The 15,951-nt window shown below is 71.5% G+C and carries 16 protein-coding genes and 1 tRNA gene; 8 read left to right on the top strand and 9 right to left on the bottom strand.

Going from position 1 to position 15,951, the window contains the following annotated elements; translation table 11 throughout:
- Positions 1-17: 17 nt before the first annotated feature.
- On the bottom strand, positions 18-905 hold the full coding sequence (locus tag ACXJKF_RS02550) for a hypothetical protein (protein WP_456786171.1): 888 nt from the start codon (positions 903-905) through the stop codon (positions 18-20).
- Between the two features lie 131 nt (positions 906-1,036).
- Here ACXJKF_RS02550 and ACXJKF_RS02555 point away from each other — a divergent pair, with 131 nt between their 5' ends.
- Positions 1,037-1,576: a peptidylprolyl isomerase gene (locus tag ACXJKF_RS02555; protein WP_456786172.1), complete on the top strand. Its 540-nt coding sequence runs from the start codon at positions 1,037-1,039 to the stop codon at positions 1,574-1,576.
- 73 nt (positions 1,577-1,649) lie between these two features.
- Positions 1,650-2,447: a rhomboid family intramembrane serine protease gene (locus tag ACXJKF_RS02560; protein ID WP_456786173.1), complete on the top strand. Its 798-nt coding sequence runs from the start codon at positions 1,650-1,652 to the stop codon at positions 2,445-2,447.
- A 347-nt stretch (positions 2,448-2,794) separates the two neighbouring features.
- Here the strand turns inward: ACXJKF_RS02560 and ACXJKF_RS02565 are convergent, their stop codons facing one another.
- Positions 2,795-3,043 carry a cell division protein CrgA gene (locus ACXJKF_RS02565; protein ID WP_146930444.1) on the bottom strand — a complete coding sequence of 83 codons (249 nt, stop codon included), beginning with the start codon at positions 3,041-3,043 and terminating at the stop codon, positions 2,795-2,797.
- Positions 3,044-3,239: 196 nt separating this feature from the next.
- Here ACXJKF_RS02565 and ACXJKF_RS02570 point away from each other — a divergent pair, with 196 nt between their 5' ends.
- Genes ACXJKF_RS02570 through ACXJKF_RS02585 form a run of 4 tightly spaced genes read left to right on the top strand, consistent with a single transcriptional unit; the run spans position 3,240 to position 5,682 of the window.
- Entirely contained in the window at positions 3,240-4,067 is an 828-nt protein-coding gene (locus ACXJKF_RS02570) for a DUF881 domain-containing protein (RefSeq protein ID WP_456786174.1), read from the top strand.
- Positions 4,064-4,867: a class E sortase gene (locus ACXJKF_RS02575; RefSeq protein ID WP_456786175.1), complete on the top strand. Its 804-nt coding sequence runs from the start codon at positions 4,064-4,066 to the stop codon at positions 4,865-4,867. The genes ACXJKF_RS02570 and ACXJKF_RS02575 overlap by 4 nt, the downstream gene beginning before the upstream one ends.
- Before the next feature lie 31 nt (positions 4,868-4,898).
- Complete coding sequence (locus ACXJKF_RS02580) at positions 4,899-5,057, top strand: hypothetical protein (RefSeq protein WP_186813462.1); 159 nt, start codon at positions 4,899-4,901, stop codon at positions 5,055-5,057.
- A 1-nt stretch (position 5,058) separates the two neighbouring features.
- Positions 5,059-5,682: an aminodeoxychorismate/anthranilate synthase component II gene (locus tag ACXJKF_RS02585; protein WP_456786176.1), complete on the top strand. Its 624-nt coding sequence runs from the start codon at positions 5,059-5,061 to the stop codon at positions 5,680-5,682.
- Between the two features lie 52 nt (positions 5,683-5,734).
- On the opposite strand, the gene pknB is transcribed toward ACXJKF_RS02585, so the two are convergent.
- The 7 genes from pknB to ACXJKF_RS02620 are packed head-to-tail and all read right to left on the bottom strand — an operon-like array spanning position 5,735 to position 14,454.
- Entirely contained in the window at positions 5,735-7,732 is a 1,998-nt protein-coding gene (pknB, locus tag ACXJKF_RS02590) for a Stk1 family PASTA domain-containing Ser/Thr kinase (protein ID WP_456786177.1), read from the bottom strand.
- The gene (locus tag ACXJKF_RS02595; protein WP_456786178.1) at positions 7,732-8,982 is read right to left on the bottom strand and encodes a serine/threonine-protein kinase; all 1,251 of its coding nucleotides are present in this window, start codon (positions 8,980-8,982) and stop codon (positions 7,732-7,734) included. The genes pknB and ACXJKF_RS02595 overlap by 1 nt, the downstream gene beginning before the upstream one ends.
- Positions 8,979-10,430, bottom strand: coding sequence for a peptidoglycan D,D-transpeptidase FtsI family protein (locus ACXJKF_RS02600; RefSeq protein WP_456786179.1), 1,452 nt, complete (start codon positions 10,428-10,430; stop codon positions 8,979-8,981). The genes ACXJKF_RS02595 and ACXJKF_RS02600 overlap by 4 nt, the downstream gene beginning before the upstream one ends.
- Positions 10,427-11,863 carry an FtsW/RodA/SpoVE family cell cycle protein gene (locus ACXJKF_RS02605; RefSeq protein ID WP_456786180.1) on the bottom strand — a complete coding sequence of 479 codons (1,437 nt, stop codon included), beginning with the start codon at positions 11,861-11,863 and terminating at the stop codon, positions 10,427-10,429. Before ACXJKF_RS02605 ends, ACXJKF_RS02600 begins: the two co-directional genes overlap by 4 nt.
- A gap of 10 nt (positions 11,864-11,873) precedes the next feature.
- Positions 11,874-13,205 carry a Stp1/IreP family PP2C-type Ser/Thr phosphatase gene (locus tag ACXJKF_RS02610; protein WP_456786181.1) on the bottom strand — a complete coding sequence of 444 codons (1,332 nt, stop codon included), beginning with the start codon at positions 13,203-13,205 and terminating at the stop codon, positions 11,874-11,876.
- Between the two features lie 4 nt (positions 13,206-13,209).
- Positions 13,210-13,734 (bottom strand): FHA domain-containing protein FhaB/FipA, encoded by a 525-nt coding sequence (locus ACXJKF_RS02615; RefSeq protein WP_456786182.1) that lies wholly within the window; start codon positions 13,732-13,734, stop codon positions 13,210-13,212.
- Positions 13,735-13,743: 9 nt separating this feature from the next.
- Complete coding sequence (locus ACXJKF_RS02620) at positions 13,744-14,454, bottom strand: FhaA domain-containing protein (protein ID WP_456786183.1); 711 nt, start codon at positions 14,452-14,454, stop codon at positions 13,744-13,746.
- 192 nt (positions 14,455-14,646) lie between these two features.
- On the opposite strand from ACXJKF_RS02620, the gene ACXJKF_RS02625 reads away from it, so the two are divergent.
- Both ACXJKF_RS02625 and ACXJKF_RS02630 read left to right on the top strand, forming a co-directional pair.
- A tRNA-Leu gene (locus tag ACXJKF_RS02625) sits at positions 14,647-14,729 on the top strand.
- A gap of 259 nt (positions 14,730-14,988) precedes the next feature.
- Entirely contained in the window at positions 14,989-15,615 is a 627-nt protein-coding gene (locus ACXJKF_RS02630; RefSeq protein WP_456786184.1) for a GNAT family N-acetyltransferase, read from the top strand.
- The last annotated feature ends 336 nt before the right edge of the window (positions 15,616-15,951 follow it).

The following is a 15,951-nucleotide window of genomic DNA, read 5'->3' on the forward strand; positions in this document are numbered from 1 at the left end:
CGTGCGACGTGCGTGCGTCAGGCGGGGTTGTCACCCTCGACGACCGGGTCGGGCGAACCGCCGTCGGCCGGCTTGGTGGTGCGGCGCGTCGTCGCCTTCTTCGCGGCCTCGGTCGCCTCCGCGACCTTCTCCTTGGCGGCGTCCGTCGCCTCGGCGACCTTCTCGGTGGCGTCAGCGACCTTCTCCTTGGCGACGTCCGTGGCTGCGCTCACCTTCTCGGCAGCCTTGCGGGTGGCGTCCCGGCCCTTGGCGACGGCACTGCCCGCCGCCTCGCCGACGGCGTCAGCCGCATCGCCCACGCGGGTGTGCGCGGTGCCGGCGTCCGTCGGCTCCCACGGCTCGGCCCACGGGTCCACGCTCGAGCGCGAACGCGTCCACGCGGCGACCCCGGCACCGATCCCGATGAGGGCGGCGAGCAGCCAGAACACCTTGGCGCCGGTGTGCTTCTTCTTGCCGGACGCCTCCGCCGCCGCAGCGGCGAGCGCGGCTGCCTTGCCCTTGCCGCCCTTGGCTGCGCTGTCGGCGGCGTGCTCGACGGCTGCGCCGGCCCGGACCGCGGCCTCGTTCATCGCGGCCACCAACTTCGGCAGGAGGTCGTCGACCAGCTTGTCGTGGGCGGTGTCGATGGCGGGCGACACCTTCTCGGCGGCGCTCTCCACCTTCGGGGCGGCCGCCTTCACGCTCTCCTTGTACAGGTGCTCCACCCGCGGCAGCAGCCAGTCGATGGCCTGCTCGACCTTCGGGGTGGTCCAGTCCTTGGCCTGGCTGGCAGCGTCCCCGGCCTTCGACGCGGCGGTCCCGGCGGTCTCCTTGGCGCTCTTCGCGGCGTCGGCGAGTGTGGCGCCCAGGTCGGCCAGCTTGTCGCTGTCGACTTCGATCTTTGCGCGGCTCTTCGTGAACGGCATTCTCAGCTCCCGGCTCGTCGTGCTGCACTGGACACCCACTCTGCCACCGTGTGCGCGGCAGCGCAGTGGCTGTGGCCTGCGCACCTGTGTGATTTCGGGTCTTCACGAGGGCGTCGTGCGAGACTTCTCGCATGTTTGCGACCCTCCACACGACCGCCGGAGACATCCGGATCGAGCTCTACCCGAACCACGCGCCCCGCACGGTGCAGAACTTCACGGGGCTGGCCACGGGATCGACGCCGTGGACGGACCCGACCACCGGTGAGGAGCGGACCGACCCGCTGTACAACGGCGTCGTGTTCCACCGCGTGATCTCCGGGTTCATGATCCAGGGCGGGGACCCGCTGGGCACCGGCCGCGGGGGCCCGGGCTACACGTTCGACGACGAGATCCACCCCGAGCTGTCGTTCAACGAGCCCTACCTGCTCGCCATGGCCAACGCCGGCAAGCGCCTCGACCCGACCACGGGCAAGGTCGGCGGCACCAACGGCTCGCAGTTCTTCATCTCGGTGGCCGCCACCGAGTGGCTCAACGGCAAGCACACGATCTTCGGCAAGGTCGCCGACGACGAGAGCCGTGCCGTGGTCGACGCGATCGAGAGCACCCGGGTCCGCCCGGGCGACCGTCCCGTCGAGGACATCGTCATCAACTCGATCACCATCGAGGACTGAGACCGCCATCAGCACGAGTCCTGACCCGGGCGCGCCGGTCGCGCCGCCGGTCTGCCCTCGTCACCCGGACCGGGTGTCGTACGTGCGGTGCCAGCGGTGCGGCCGGCCCACCTGTCCCGAGTGCCAGCGCCCGGCCGCCGTCGGCATCCACTGCGTCGACTGCGTCGCCGAGGCCGCCCGGGCGCTGCCGACCACGCGTACCGCGCTCGGTGGCGTCCGGCACGACGGCCGGCCGGTCGTCACGCTCACGCTGATCGGGCTGTGCGTGGTGAGCTTCGTCCTGCAGCTCGTCCTGCCGGGCTGGACCAACCGGTGGCTCTTCCAGCCGGTCGCCGCCTTCTACGAGCCGTGGCGGTTCCTCACCGCCGCGTTCCTGCACTCCCCCGGGCAGTACCTGCACATCGTCTTCAACATGGTGGCCCTGTGGTTCGTCGGGCCCACGCTCGAGAAGACGCTGGGGCGCGCGCGGTACATCACGCTCTACCTGATGTCCGCCATCGGCGGCTCCGTGGGCTCGGTGCTGCTGGCCACGGCCACGGACGGCTGGGCGTCCACCAGCGTCGGTGCGTCCGGCGCCGTGTTCGGCCTGTTCGGCGCGATCCTGGTGGTCAGCAAGCGGCTCGGCGGTGACGTCCGCGGCATCCTCGTGCTCATCGGCATCAACCTCGCGCTCGGGTTCGTCATGTCGAACATCGCTTGGCAGGCCCACGTCGGTGGCCTGGTCACCGGTGGTCTCCTCGCGGCCGCGTACGCCTACGCGCCACCCGCCCGACGGCAGCTGGTCGCGATCGTGGCCCCCGTCGCGCTCGGCGCCCTGCTGCTCGGCGCCACGCTGCTGACGTACGCGTCGATCGGCGCGTTCTCCGCCTGACGACCGGTGCGCGCCGTGGACGGCGTCGTGCGGCGCGCGCCCGCGCCTGCGCCGCTCACGATCGCCTGGAGAGCCGGTTTCGACGGCCCCGTCACCGTCCCCACCGTTACCCACACCTGTGGAACTACACCCGTGTAGTTATCCACAGACTTGTGCACCGCTGGGGACAGTGACGGCGTTGCCGCAGGTCAGAGCGGGTTGCTGTGGACGACGGCCCCGATGCCACGGTGGGGGCGAAGGTGGGGACGACGCCCCGACGGGGAGACATCACCCGAGCGGACCCAGGGGTCGACGAAGGCGCCGCCCGCAGGGTGTGCGAGCGGCGCCCAGGAGTCGTGCGTCCGGCGTCAGCGCCAGCGCGTCGTCATGCCGAAACCGGCGACGATGAAGGCGAACCCGATGAGCAGGTTCCACTGGTTGATGCCGGGGATCGGGTACTGCGACTGCGTGAGGTACGTGACGACGATCCAGATCAGACCGAGGATCATCAGCCCGAGCATCACGGGGAGGAACCAGGGCGCGTTGACCTTGGGTCCCGTCGACTTGGCGGGCGGCGGTGTGTACGTCGCCTTCTTGCGCGACTTCGACTCAGGCACGTCCGGTGCTCCTGTCCTGCAGCGATGCGGCCCTCGGGCCACGGGGGACCACGCGGGTGACGGCGTGGTCATAGGGCGGTCGATCATGCTGCGAGGGGCCCGCATCGTCACGGACCCGTCGCTTCGTGACCTAGCGTAGTGCCCGCGTGTACCCACACCCGCTCTCGTCCCAGGCAATCCCGCTCCAGGAGCCGTCGTGACCGACCACCCGCACCGTGCGCGTCGCGTCATCGCGCGCGGAACGCTGTCGGTCACGCTCGTCCTGGCCCTGTCCGGCGCCCTCTTCGCGGCCAACGCCAAGTTCGCCCGCGCCTCCGGCGAGCGGCACCCGCAGGACCTGCGGGAGCTGGCCCAGGTCGAGACGGAACGCGTGACACGGCTGTCGACCGAGGTCGACGACCTGCGCGCCGTCGTCGACGACCTGACGGCGAGCGAGAACGCCGGCACGCCCGTGGGCGAGCCCAGCGCGGCCTACGTCGTGGAGGGCGGGAGCCTGCCGGTCACGGGGCCGGGAGTGACGGTCCGGCTCGACGACGCTCCGGCTGACTCCCCGCGACGCGAGGACGTCACCCCCGACACGCTCGTGGTGCACCAGCAGGACCTGCAGGCCGTGATGAACGCCCTGTGGGCCGGGGGCGCCGAGGCGATGACGCTGATGGACCAGCGGGTGATCTCGACGAGCGCGTTCCAGTGCGTCGGCAACGTCCTGAAGCTGCACGGCCGGGTGTACTCACCGCCGTACGTGGTGCGGGCCATCGGCGACCCGGACGACCTGCGCAAGAGCCTCAACGCCTCACCGGCCGTCCAGCTGTACCTGCGCGACGCCGCCGAGGTCGGCCTCGGCTGGTCGGTGACGGACGCGGACCAGCCGCTCGAGCTCGCCGCATACTCGGGGGCCACCGAGCTGTCGTCCGCCACGGTCCCCGACGGCGTCGAGATCCTGCCCGGGCTGGAGGCGGCCGAGGAGGCGCAGCGAGCCAGCTCCGAGCCCACCGCCACGGTCGGACCCGAGGACAAGCAGTGAGCAGCGAGACGACGACCGAGCCGGCCACACCCACCCGCCGCGAACGGCGCAAGGCGGGTCGGACGCACGCGCGTGACGTCGCGTACGGCGTCGTCGGGGTGATCGGCGAGATCCTGATCACGCTCGGCGTCCTGCTGTTCGCGTTCCTGCTCTGGCAGCTGTGGTGGACGGACGTCGTCGGCAACCGTGCGCAGGCGGAGATCGTGGCGGAGCTCCCGTTCGAGCCGGTGCCGACGGCCACCCCCAGTGCGGGAGCACCGGCCGGACCCGTCATCGCCCCGCCGCGCCGCGACGAGCCGCCCGTCATGGCGGAGCCGCCGCACGCGACGACGTTCGCGACGATCCAGGTGCCGCGCTGGGTCGGCGAGCCGGAACGTCCCATCAGCCAGGGGACCGACCGGGCGACCGTGCTCGACGTGCTCGGCGTCGGGCACTACGAGGGCACGGCGATGCCCGGCGGGATCGGCAACTTCGCGGTCGCCGGACACCGGACCACGTACGCCAAGCCCTTCAACCGGGTCGAGGAGCTGCAGGTCGGGGACCCGCTGGTCATCCGGACGACCGACAACATCTGGTACGTCTACCGCGTGACCTCGACGGAGGTCGTCGACCCCTCCAACGTCGGCGTGATCGCGCCGGTACCGGGCGACCCGGGCGCGGTGCCCACGGAGCGCCTGATCACGCTGACCACGTGCCACCCGATGTTCTCCGCGCGGGAGCGGTTCATCGTGCACGGCGTCCTGGACTACTGGGCGCCCACGGCGGACGGGATCCCGGCAGAGCTGGTCGGTGGCGCATGATGGTCACCTTCGAGCGGGACGGAGGAGGCTGATGTACGGATGGCTGTGGCACCGGCTGCCCGGACCCGCGGGTGTGCGTGCGCTGATCCTCACGGTCGCCGCGCTCGCCGTCCTGGCCGCGTGCTTCCTGTGGGTGTTCCCGGCGGTCGCGCCGTTCATGCCGTTCAACGAGACCACGGTGGGTGAGTGAGATGACGCGAATCCTGGTGATCGACAACTACGACTCGTTCGTCTACACGATCGTCGGCTACCTCAACCAGCTCGGCGCGGAGACGGTGGTCGTGCGCAACGACGCCGTGCCGCCCGTGGCGGAGCGTGCCGACTTCGACGGCGTCCTGGTGAGCCCCGGTCCGGGGACCCCGGCCGACGCGGGCCAGAGCATGCAGGTCATCCGCGACTGCGCGGACGCGGCCCTGCCGATGCTCGGGGTGTGCCTCGGACACCAGGCGCTCGGTGAGGTGTTCGGCGGGACGGTCACGCACGCCCCCGAGCTCATGCACGGCAAGACCAGCCAGGTGGAGCACAAGGGCGAGGGCGTCCTGGCCGGGCTGCCCGACCCCTTCACCGCGACGCGGTACCACTCGCTCGCCGTCGTGAACGACACCGTGTCGGACGAGCTGGAGGTCACGGCGACCGCCCACGGCATCATCATGGGGCTCCAGCACGTGAGCCTGCCCCTGCACGGCGTGCAGTTCCACCCCGAGTCGGTGCTGACCGAGGGCGGCCACCGGCTGCTGGCCAACTGGCTCGAGGTCTGCGGCGACGACCAGGCCGTGGCGCGCTCCGAGGGGCTGCACCCGCTCGTCCGCCTCTGACCGATACGACGAAGGGGCCGTCCCAGCCGGGACGGCCCCTTCGTCGTACGCGCTACTTCGTGGGTGTCGGGCTCGGCTGGTTCCCCGGACCCTTCGACACGTGGATGTCGATCTGCTGGTCCAGCGGAACCTCGTCGCCTGCGGTCGGATCGGTCCGGAGCACCGTGCCGACGGGCTTGTCGGACGGGTCGTCGATGCGGTTGACGTTGGTCAGCCCGAGCGCGGCCAGCTGCTGCACGGCCTGGTCGTACTGCTTGTCGACCAGGTCGTTCGGGATGGTCGCCGTCGTCGGTGCGACCGCGATCTGCAGGTTGATGACGCGGCCCTGCTTGACCGGCGTGTTGGCCGGGACGTCCTGGGAGACGACCGTGTCGGGCGTGTTCGCGGACTCGACCGGCGACGTGTTGACCTGCAGCTTGGCGTCGTTGAGGATCTGCGTCGCCTCGGCCTTGGTCTTGCCGGTGACGTCCGGCACCAGCACGTTGCCGGTGGAGACGAAGAGGGTGACCGAGGATCCGGCGCTCACCGACGTCCCGGAGACCGGGTCGGTCTTGGTGACCTGGCCCTGCGGGAACGCGGGGTTGTCGTCGTCCTGACGGTTGGCCGAGACGGTCAGGCCCGCGTCCGTGAGGATGTCGGTCGCCTCCTGCTCGGTCCGGCCGGAGACGTCCGGCACCGCCAGGCTGGCGGGCCCCGTCGAGATGATGGCCTTCACGGCGGACTCCGGCTCGACCGGTGTGCCCTCCGGCGGGTCGGTCTTGATGACGAGCCCGGCGTCGACCGTGTCGCTCGCCTCCTCGGCTCTGTCGTACACGAGGTCCGCCGCCTGGATCTTCTCCTTGGCATCAGCCTCGGTCAGGCCGACCACGGTCGGCACCGGGACTGTGGTCTCCGGCGCGGTCTTGTTCGCGTTCGCGATCAGGAGCGCGACGATCCCCGCGACCGCCAGCACGGCGATGGCGATGAGCAGGGGCAGCAGCCACGGCCGCTTCTTGCCCTCGTCGTCGTCATCCAGGCCACCGCCGGTCGTCGACGCCACGGCCGCCCCGGTGGACGCCCACGGCGAGGTGGCCGGCGGCATCGCCTGGGTCGTCGCGACGGGCGGAGCCATGAGCTGCGTGGCCTCGGTGGCGGGGGTCGCGACGAGCGCCGCGGCAGCGAGTGCCCCGACGGCCGGCGCACCCACGGCGCCGCCGCGCACGGCGGCCTCGAGGTCGGAGCGGAACTCGGCGGCGCTGGAGTAGCGGGAGTCGCGCTCCTTGGCCAGGGCCTTGAGCGTGATGCGGTCGAGCGAGTCCGGCACGTCGGACGCGAACGTGGACGGCACCGGTGCGGCCTCGCGGACGTGCTGGTAGGCCACGGCCACGGGCGAGTCGCCGGTGAACGGCGGGCGGCCGGTGAGCAGCTCGAACAGCAGGCAGCCGGTGGAGTACAGGTCGGAGCGGGCGTCCACGGTCTCGCCGCGCGCCTGCTCCGGCGACAGGTACTGCGCGGTGCCGATGACTGCCTGCGTCTGGGTCATGGTCGCCGCGGAGTCGGCCATCGCGCGGGCGATGCCGAAGTCCATGACCTTGACCGCACCCGTCGGGGTGAGCATGACGTTGGCGGGCTTGATGTCGCGGTGCACGATGCCCGCGTGGTGGGAGTACTCGAGCGCGGACAGGACGCCGGAGGTGATCTCCACGGCCTCCTCGATGGGCACCGCGTGGCCGTCCCGCAGGATGTCGCGGACGGTGTGGCCCTCGACGTACTCCATGACGATGAACGGGACGTGGGCGACGACGCCCGTCGGCTCCGTGAAGACGTCCTCGCCGGTGTCGTAGACCGAGACGATCGCGGGGTGGTTCAGCGCGGCGGCCGACTGGGCCTCGCGGCGGAACCGGTTCTGGAACGAGGGGTCCCGGGCCAGGTCGGAGCGCAGGATCTTGATGGCCACCGTGCGACCGAGCCGGGTGTCGTGGCCGATGTGCACCTCGGCCATGCCACCACGGCCGATGAGCTCGCCGACCTCGTACCGTCCGGCGAGGGTGCGGGATCCGTCGTCCACCACTAGGCGTCCTTTGCTTCCGTCGATGCGGGGTTCGCGGCGAACGCTGCGGACCCGTTGTCCGTGATCATCCCATCCGGGGCATCGGCACGAGGGTAGTGGGCCACGGAGGCCACGAGCCGGGTTCCACCGTCGGCGGGCCCGTCGGCGTTGGTGATCCTCGTCGCAAGTGCCGCGCCGAGCAGGCCGATCAGCAGCAGGACCAGCGCGACGAGCGGCCACGACAGCTTGCCGGAGCGGCCCAGCCGCACGCCGGTGCTCGTCGACGCCCGGCGCGCCGCCGCACGACCCGTCGGCTCCTCGGACCGGCGTGTCCGCCGCGGCGGGTACGACGGCGGGGGACCGGCCGGCGCCTCGACCGTGGTCGACGCGGTGGCGAACGTGTCCGGGGTGCGCTGGAGCTTGCTGATCAGCACGGGGATGCCCGAGGGCGGCGTGCGCGGGACCAGCTTGTCCAGCAGCTGCGCCAGCTCCTCGCCCGAGGCCGGGCGCGCGGTCGGCTCCTTGGACAGCAGCCGCAGGACGAGCGCGGCCAGCGGCTTGTCGACGCTCGGCGGCAGGGGCGGGACGGGGTTGTTCACGTGGGCCACGGCGATGTCGACGGCCGTCGGGCCGGTGAAGGGCCGGTGCCCGACGAGGGCCTCGTACGCGATGATCCCCAGCGAGTACAGGTCCGACAGCGGCGTCGCGGGCTTGCCGACTGCCTGCTCCGGCGACAGGTACTGGGCGGTCCCCATCACCATGCCGGTGGCCGTCATGGTCACCTGGTTGCGGGCCAGCGAGACGCCGAAGTCGGTGATCTTCACGCGTCCGCCGCGGCCCAGCAGGATGTTGCCCGGCTTGACGTCCCGGTGCACCACGCCCGCCAGGTGCGCCGCGTGCAGGGCGCGCGACGTCTGCGCCAGGATCGGCAGCAGGCGGCGGGTGGGCAGCACGGGCTCACGCTCGAGCAGGTCGGACAGCGGCTCGCCGACGACGAGCTCCATGATCAGGAAGCCGGACCCCTCCTGCTCGCCGTAGTCGAAGAGCTGCGCGATGTTCGGGTGCGACAGGGACGCGGAGTTGCGCGCCTCGGTGCGGAACCGCTCGAGGAAGCCGCGGTCGCCGGCGAACTCGGAGCGCAGCACCTTGACGGCGACCGGGCGGGCGAGGGCGTCGTCGTACCCCTCCCACACCTCACCCATGCCACCGACGGCGATCTGCTTGACCAGCCGGTAGCGCTCGCCGAGCAGGAGGCCCGAGGTCGTCTTCATGAGCCGAGCACCGCCTCGATGACGGCCTTCGCGATGGGTGCCGCGACCCGTCCGCCGGTCGCCTCGTTGCCGGCGTTCCCGCCGTGCTCGACGATCACCGCGACCGCCACGCGCGGGGCGTCGGCCGGCGCGAACGCGGTGAACCATGCGTGCGGCGCCTGCCCGTCGGCCGTCTGCGCGGTCCCGGTCTTGCCGGCCACCTGGACCCCGGGGATCTGCGCGGCCTCGCCCGACCCGCTCTCCACGACGCCGACCATCATGTCCCGCATCGACGCGGCCGTCCCGGGCGAGGTGGCCGTCGAGTAGAGCGTCGGCTTCGTCTCGTCGACCAGGTGCAGGTCCGCCGAGCGCACGGTCTGCACGAGGTACGGCGTCATCAGCTGACCGCCGTTCGCGATCGCCGCCGACACCATCGCCATCTGCATCGGGGTGGCCTGCACGTCGCGCTGGCCGATGGCCGACTGCGCGGTGACGGGCGCGTCCATGTCCTCGGGGAACACGCTCTCGGCCACCAGCATCGGGATGGTCAGGTCGGGGTCGTTGAACCCGAACCGCTCCGCCTGCGTGAGCAGGGCGTCGGCACCCACGTCCATGCCCAGCTGCGCGAACGCCGTGTTGCAGGAGACGCGCAGCGCGTCGGCCAGGGTGATCGGGTCGGCGCCGCAGCCACCCCCGCCGAAGTTGCCGATGGTCGCGGACGTCTGCGGCAGCGTGAGCCGGACCGGGGCGGGCAGGGTGCTCTCGGGCGTGTACTGGCCGCTCTCGAGCGCGGCGGACGCCGTGACCAGCTTGAACGTCGAGCCGGGCGGGTAGCGCTCCTGCGTCGCGTTGCTGCGCAGCGGGTTGCCCTCGGCCGTGTCCAGACCCTGGTAGGCGGCGCTCGCGGCCGTGATGTCGTGCGACGCGAGGGTGTTCGGGTCGAAGCCGGGCGTCGAGACGAGGGCGAGGATCCGGCCCGTCGACGGCTCGATCGCTACGACGGCACCCTGCTGGCCGGCCAGGCCGTCGAACGCGGCCTGCTGCGCGGCGGGGTTGATCGTCGTCTCGACCGCCGCCCCCTCCGGCTGGCTCCCGGTGATCAGGTCGCGGATGCGGGAGAAGAACAGGCGGTCGCCGCGGCCGGTCAGCTCCTCGTTCGCGGCCCGCTCCAGCTGGGAGCGGCCGTTCACGACGGAGTAGAAGCCGGTCACGGCGGAGTACAGGTCACCGTTGGTGTACGACCGCTGGTAGCCGTAGGAGTCCTCGACCTTGGTGGACAGCGCGATGGCCTCGCCGGCCACCACGATCGGTCCGCGGGCGTTGCCGAACTCGCGGTACAGGGTGCGGACGTTGCGGCTGTCGTTGTTGAGGCGGTCGGCCTGGAAGTACTGCACCCAGGTGGCGCTGGCCATGAGGCCGACGAACATCACGAGGACGACCGTCGCGAGGCGGCGGAGCGGGGTGTTCATCGCACCCCCCGCATGAGCTCGGTGGGCTGATCGTCCTCGGTGCTGCCGCCGACGACCGGAGTCCCCGCGATCGGGGTCAGGGACGGCTTCATCGACGGTGCCGGGCGACGGGCCTCGTCGGAGATCCGCAGCAGCAGCGCGACGATGACCCAGTTGGCGACGAGGGACGATCCGCCGTACGCGATGAACGGCGTGGTCAGGCCCGTCAGCGGGATGATCCGCGTGACGCCGCCGACCACGACGAACGTCTGCAGCGCCACGATGAAGGCCAGGCCGCCCGCGAGGAGCTTGCCGAAGCCGTCGCGCACCCCGATCGCCGTGCGCATGCCGCGCTCGGTGAGGATCGCGTAGCAGAGCAGGATCGCGAGCAGCCCGGTCAGCCCCAGCTCCTCGCCGAGGGACGCGACGATGAAGTCCGACTCGGCGAACGGCACCAGGTCCGGCCGCCCCTGCCCCCAGCCGGTGCCGAACAGGCCCCCGCTGGCCATCCCGAACAGCCCGCGCACCAGCTGCCCCGAACCGCCCGGGCTCTGGTCGAAGACGGCCGGGTCGAAGGCGTGCAGCCAGGCGTCGAAACGTGCTCCGACGTGCGAGAACGCACTCGCGGCGAGGACCGCTCCGGCGACGAACAGGAGCAGGCCGATGACCACCCAGCTGAGCCGTTCGGTGGCGAGGTACAGCATGGCGACGAACAGGCCGAAGAACAGCAGCGAGGTGCCGAGGTCGCGCTCCAGGACGAGGACCGCGACCGACGCGCCCCAGACGATGAGGATCGGGCCGAGGTCCCGCGGCCGCGGCAGCTGCAGGCCCAGCACCTTCGGCCCGGCGAGCGCCAGCGTGTCGCGGTGCGTGACCAGGTAGCCMGCGAAGAAGATGGCGAACGCGATCTTGGCGAACTCCGCCGGCTGGAAGCCGACCCCGCCGACGCGGACCCAGATGCTCGCGCCGTTGATGTTCGCGCCCAGGCCCGGGACCAGCGGCAGGAGCACGAGCACCAGACCGGCGATCATCGCGGTGTAGGTGTACCGGCGCAGGGTGCGGTGGTCCCGCAGCAGCACGATGACGGCAGCCGCGAGGATCACCGAGACCGCCGTCCACACCAGCTGGCGCTGCGCGAACGTGTCCTCACGGCCCCGCGCCGCGTACGCGAAGTCGATCCGGTAGATCATCGCGAGCCCGATGCCGTTCAGCGCCACCGTGATCGGCAGGATCACCGGGTCCGCGAACGGGGCACGCCAGCGCAGCACCAGGTGGATGCCGATCGCGAGGGCCGCCATGCCGAGCCCGTAGCCGATCACGTCGGGCGGGACCTTGTCGGTGGTGCCGATGCCGGCGAGCGCGTACGACGCCACGCCGATGGCGAGCGCGAGCAGCAGCAGGCCGAGCTCGACACCCCGGCCGGCCCGCACCCGGTGCGGCTGGACGGTAGCCATCACGCGCGGCTCACGGTGTGGCCGTCCCGGACGGGGCGGGAGCGGGGGTCGCGGTGGGGGTGGTGCGCGGGCGGAGGGTCGCCGAYGGACGCGGCGCGGGGGCTGTGTCCTCCTCGAGCATCGCGACCAGGTCGCGGGCCTCGTCGAGCGAGTCCGCGTGGATGGTCTGCTCCACGCGCTCCCGCAGGTAGCGCGAGTCGAGCTCGTCGAGCGACGTGCCGGTGCGTTCCACGACGGACGACAGCGCGATCGGGCCCAGGGTCTGCGGCAGCCCGCGGAAGATCACGACCTCCTCGTCGTCCACCCCCACGTAGTACTGCGTCTGCGTCCAGCTGTACGCGATCGCGGCCGCACCGACGACCAGCGCGGCGACGCCCAGCCACAGCACGACCGAGCGCCAGCGCCGCGGAGGGGGCAGCTGCTCGTCGTCGTCCGTCGCAACCTCGGCCGCAGCCGTCTCCGGCGCGTCCTCGTCGACCACCTGCGCGGCCCGCGCCAGACCTGCCGCGCGCGCCGCCGGGCCGTCGGCCGCGGCCGTCGGGTCGTTGCGGGTCAGTGCCGCCGCCCCGACCACCGTCGCGTTCGTCGTCGGGCCCTCACCGTCGGCGACGTCGTCGAGCTCGACCACGTCGGCCAGCACGACCGTGATGTTGTCCCCGCCACCGGCCCGCAGCGCGAGCTGGACCAGCCGGTCCGCACACGCATCGACGTCGGCGATCGTCGCCATCGTCTCCTCGATGGTCTCCGCGCTCACGAAGCCCGACAGGCCGTCCGAGCACAGCAGCCACCGGTCGCCCCGGCGCGCCTCCCGGACCGACAGGTCCGGGGTCACCTCCGGGTCGAAGTCGCCCAGCACGCGCATCACGACCGACCGCTGCGGGTGGTGCTCGGCCTCCTCGGGCGTGATCCGGCCGATGTCCACCAGGTGCTGCACGAACGTGTGGTCGGTGGTGACCTGCGTGAGGATGCCGTCGCGCATGAGGTACCCGCGCGAGTCGCCCAGATGCACCATCGCGAGCTTGTTGCCGGCACGCAGGATGGCGAGGACTGTCGTGCCCATGCCGCTCAGCTCCGGGTCGGCGTCGCTGCGCGCGATGATCTCGTCGCGGGCGTCGGCCAGCGCCGTCTCCAGCTGGTCCAGCGCGTCGTCCGGGCCGTGCGACTCCCCGTCGAGCGGCGCGAACGCGGCGACGGCCACCGAGGACGCGACGTCGCCGCCCGCGTGACCGCCCATGCCGTCCGCGACCATGAGCAGGTGCGGACCGGCGTACGCCGAGTCCTGGTTGTTGGAGCGCACGAGTCCGACATCGGACCGCGCCGCATATCTGAGTGCGACGGACACCGGGTTACCTCTGCAGCTCGAGAACGCTCTGGCCCACGCGGACGGGTGTACCCGTCGGGACGGGAGTCGGAGCCTCGACGCGCTGGTCCGCCACGAATGTCCCGTTCGTGGAYCCGAGGTCCTCGACGAACCACTGGCCGCCCTGCGGGAAGATCCGCGCGTGCCGCGACGACGAGTAGTCGTCGTCCAGGACGAGCGTGCAGCCGGGCGCCCGGCCGATGAGCACCGACGACGTGCCCAGCGGGACGATCGTGCCGCGCAGCGGACCCTCCGTCACGACGAGCCGGCCCGGCCCGTTCCCGCTGCGCGCCGACCGCGGGATGCGCGTCGGGGCCGTCTCGGGCCTGGTCGGCTCGGTGGCGACCGCAGCCGCGGCCGCTGCCGCAGGGACCGCGGCCTTGCGACGACGCCGGTCCGTGATGCGCGTCCCGTACAGGTCGCGGCGCAGCACGCCGATCGCGAAGAGCACGAGCACCCACAGCAGGGCCAGGTAACCCAGCCGCAGCAGGGTGATCGTCAGCTCACTCATGTGCGGGCGTCACTCGTCCAGGTCCGGCTCGCCGCCTGTCCAGAACAGGATCCGGGTGCGCCMGATGGTCAGCGTGTTGCCGTCCAGCAGGGTCGCGGCCGGAACCTGGTGGCCCTCGACGAAGAGTCCGTTGGTCGAGCCCATGTCCGTCGCGACCACCCCGTCGCCCGTCACCCGGATCTCCAGGTGCCGCCGCGAGACGCCCGGGTCGTCGACGATGATGTCCGCCTCCGAGCCGCGCCCGATGACCGTGACCGGGCCGGTGAGGATGTAGCGCTGACCGTCGATGTCCACCAAGGGGTGCCGCGCACTGGGCGCCGACGTGGCCGACGCCGGCGCGACCGCCCCGCGCACCGTCGCGCTGTGCACCCGGAACCGCGCCGCCTCGAGCTCGCCGTCCTCGCTGAACGACACCGTCACCGGACCCACGAACGCGTAGCGCTGGCTGGCGGCGTAGTCGGTGACGTTGTTGGCGAACTCGTCCGCCAACGCCTCCGCACCCCACGACTCCACCTGGTCGTAGTCGGCAGTTGCGAGCTCGATCGTGAACTCGTTGGGGACCACCGYGCGATCCCGACCCACGACGGCCGCCCTGTCGTCCAGCTCGCGCCGCAGCGCGCTGGAGAGGTCGAGCGGCTTGAGCTCGCTCTTGAAGGCCTTGGCGATGGCGTTGTTGACCACCCGCTCCACGCCGTTCTCGAACCTGTCGAGGATGCCCACGCCCACCTCCCCAGTCCCTCGTGCACGTCTGCGTGCAGCTGCCCTACCCGCAATCCGCCTTGATCGTATCTGTGACGCGCCGGTACGGGGTCGGATGCCGAGGAAGTGCGCGCGGCGTCTCACCCTGACGGGTCTGCGGCCCGTGCGCGCGTTCAGAACCAGCCCTGACGTCGTGCTAATGTTCTGCGGCGCGCGCGAGTGGCGGAACGGCAGACGCGCTGGCTTCAGGTGCCAGTGTCCGAAAGGGCGTGGGGGTTCAAATCCCCCCTCGCGCACAGAAGGGTGGTTCCCGAAAGAACCGCCTGAGCAGTACCGAAACTCCCGGTCAGGGATCTCTGACCGGGAGTTTCGTGGTTGGTGGGTGCCCCTGGCGCTTCGTCAGCCCGCCGCGAAGGCATGCCTCCGGTCGTGGTGCCTGGCCGGGAGGTCCTGGGTTTCCAGGGCCCCGAGCCCGGCTATGGGTGCCCTGAAGAAGATCGGGCGTGCTGAGTCCGGGTCCCATCGAGCGCGCACGGTGAACTTGTAGATTGCCCTGTGACCGCCGCTACCCGACTTCTCTCCGTCGACGACGTCGAGGAGGTCACGTCGCTGCTCCGGGAGAACCGCGAGTTCATGGCTCCGTGGGACCCGACGCGGGCGGACGAGTACTACCTCGTCGAGAAGCAGCTCGAGATCGCGGAGCAGAACCTCGAAGCTCACTCGCAGGGCACCATGCTCCCGCTCGTGGTCCTCGACGACACCGGCGCGATCGCCGGACGGCTCAATCTCAACGGGATCACCCGCGGTGCGTTTCAGTCGGCCGCCCTGGGCTACTGGGTGAGCAAGAGGGCGAACGGAAGGGGCCTCGCGACGAGAGCGGTAGCGGATGTCGTCGCGCTTGCCTTCGGCGAGCTAGGGCTCCACCGGCTCCAGGCCGAGACGCTCTTCGCGAACGCCGCGTCGCGGCGGGTGCTCTCCAAGAACGGATTCCGGCTGTTCGGTGTTGCGCCGAGCTACTTGCGGATCCACGGGCGCTGGCAGGATCACATGCTCTTCCAGCTGATCGCCGACGAGCCCGCCAGTGATCGCTCACCGGCGGGCTCGGACAGTCACGCCTCAAGGTCATCCAGGTCTCCTTCGGCGGGTGGCTCGACCGGACGGAGGGTGAGGCCCTCGCCCTGACGACGGCCGCGCTCGAGCTCCGGAACTCGACGTGCGACACGGCCGACGTCGGCGGTGTCACCCGCGCCGAGCCGGACGGCCGGTTGCCGCCGGCGCCCCGACGTGCGCCTGAGCCCGACCGGCCGGGTGTGCCTAGAGGGCGCCAACTGGTGTGCCTGGAGCACAGTGGTCGCAAGCGTTCCTCGACGTCAGCGAGTTTCGGGAACCACCCACAGAACAGAACAGAAGGGTGGTTCCCGAAAGAACCGCCTGAGCAGTACCGAAACTCCCGGTCAGGGTTCCCTGGCCGGGAGTTTCGTGGTTGCTGACCGGTGCAGGCGGCCTGACGGTGCTTGC

It is taken from the genome of Cellulomonas sp. P5_C5 (assembly GCF_054049655.1).

Excerpts from the sequence above, each read along its gene's own strand:
- ACXJKF_RS02550 (WP_456786171.1), bottom strand. The coding sequence starts at position 905 with ATGCCGTTCACGAAGAGCCGCGCAAAGATCGAAGTCGACAGCGACAAG.
- ACXJKF_RS02555 (WP_456786172.1), top strand. The coding sequence starts at position 1,037 with ATGTTTGCGACCCTCCACACGACCGCCGGAGACATCCGGATCGAGCTC.
- ACXJKF_RS02580 (WP_186813462.1), top strand. The coding sequence starts at position 4,899 with ATGTACGGATGGCTGTGGCACCGGCTGCCCGGACCCGCGGGTGTGCGT.
- ACXJKF_RS02585 (WP_456786176.1), top strand. The coding sequence starts at position 5,059 with ATGACGCGAATCCTGGTGATCGACAACTACGACTCGTTCGTCTACACG.
- ACXJKF_RS02595 (WP_456786178.1), bottom strand. The coding sequence starts at position 8,982 with ATGAAGACGACCTCGGGCCTCCTGCTCGGCGAGCGCTACCGGCTGGTC.
- ACXJKF_RS02600 (WP_456786179.1), bottom strand. The coding sequence starts at position 10,430 with ATGAACACCCCGCTCCGCCGCCTCGCGACGGTCGTCCTCGTGATGTTC.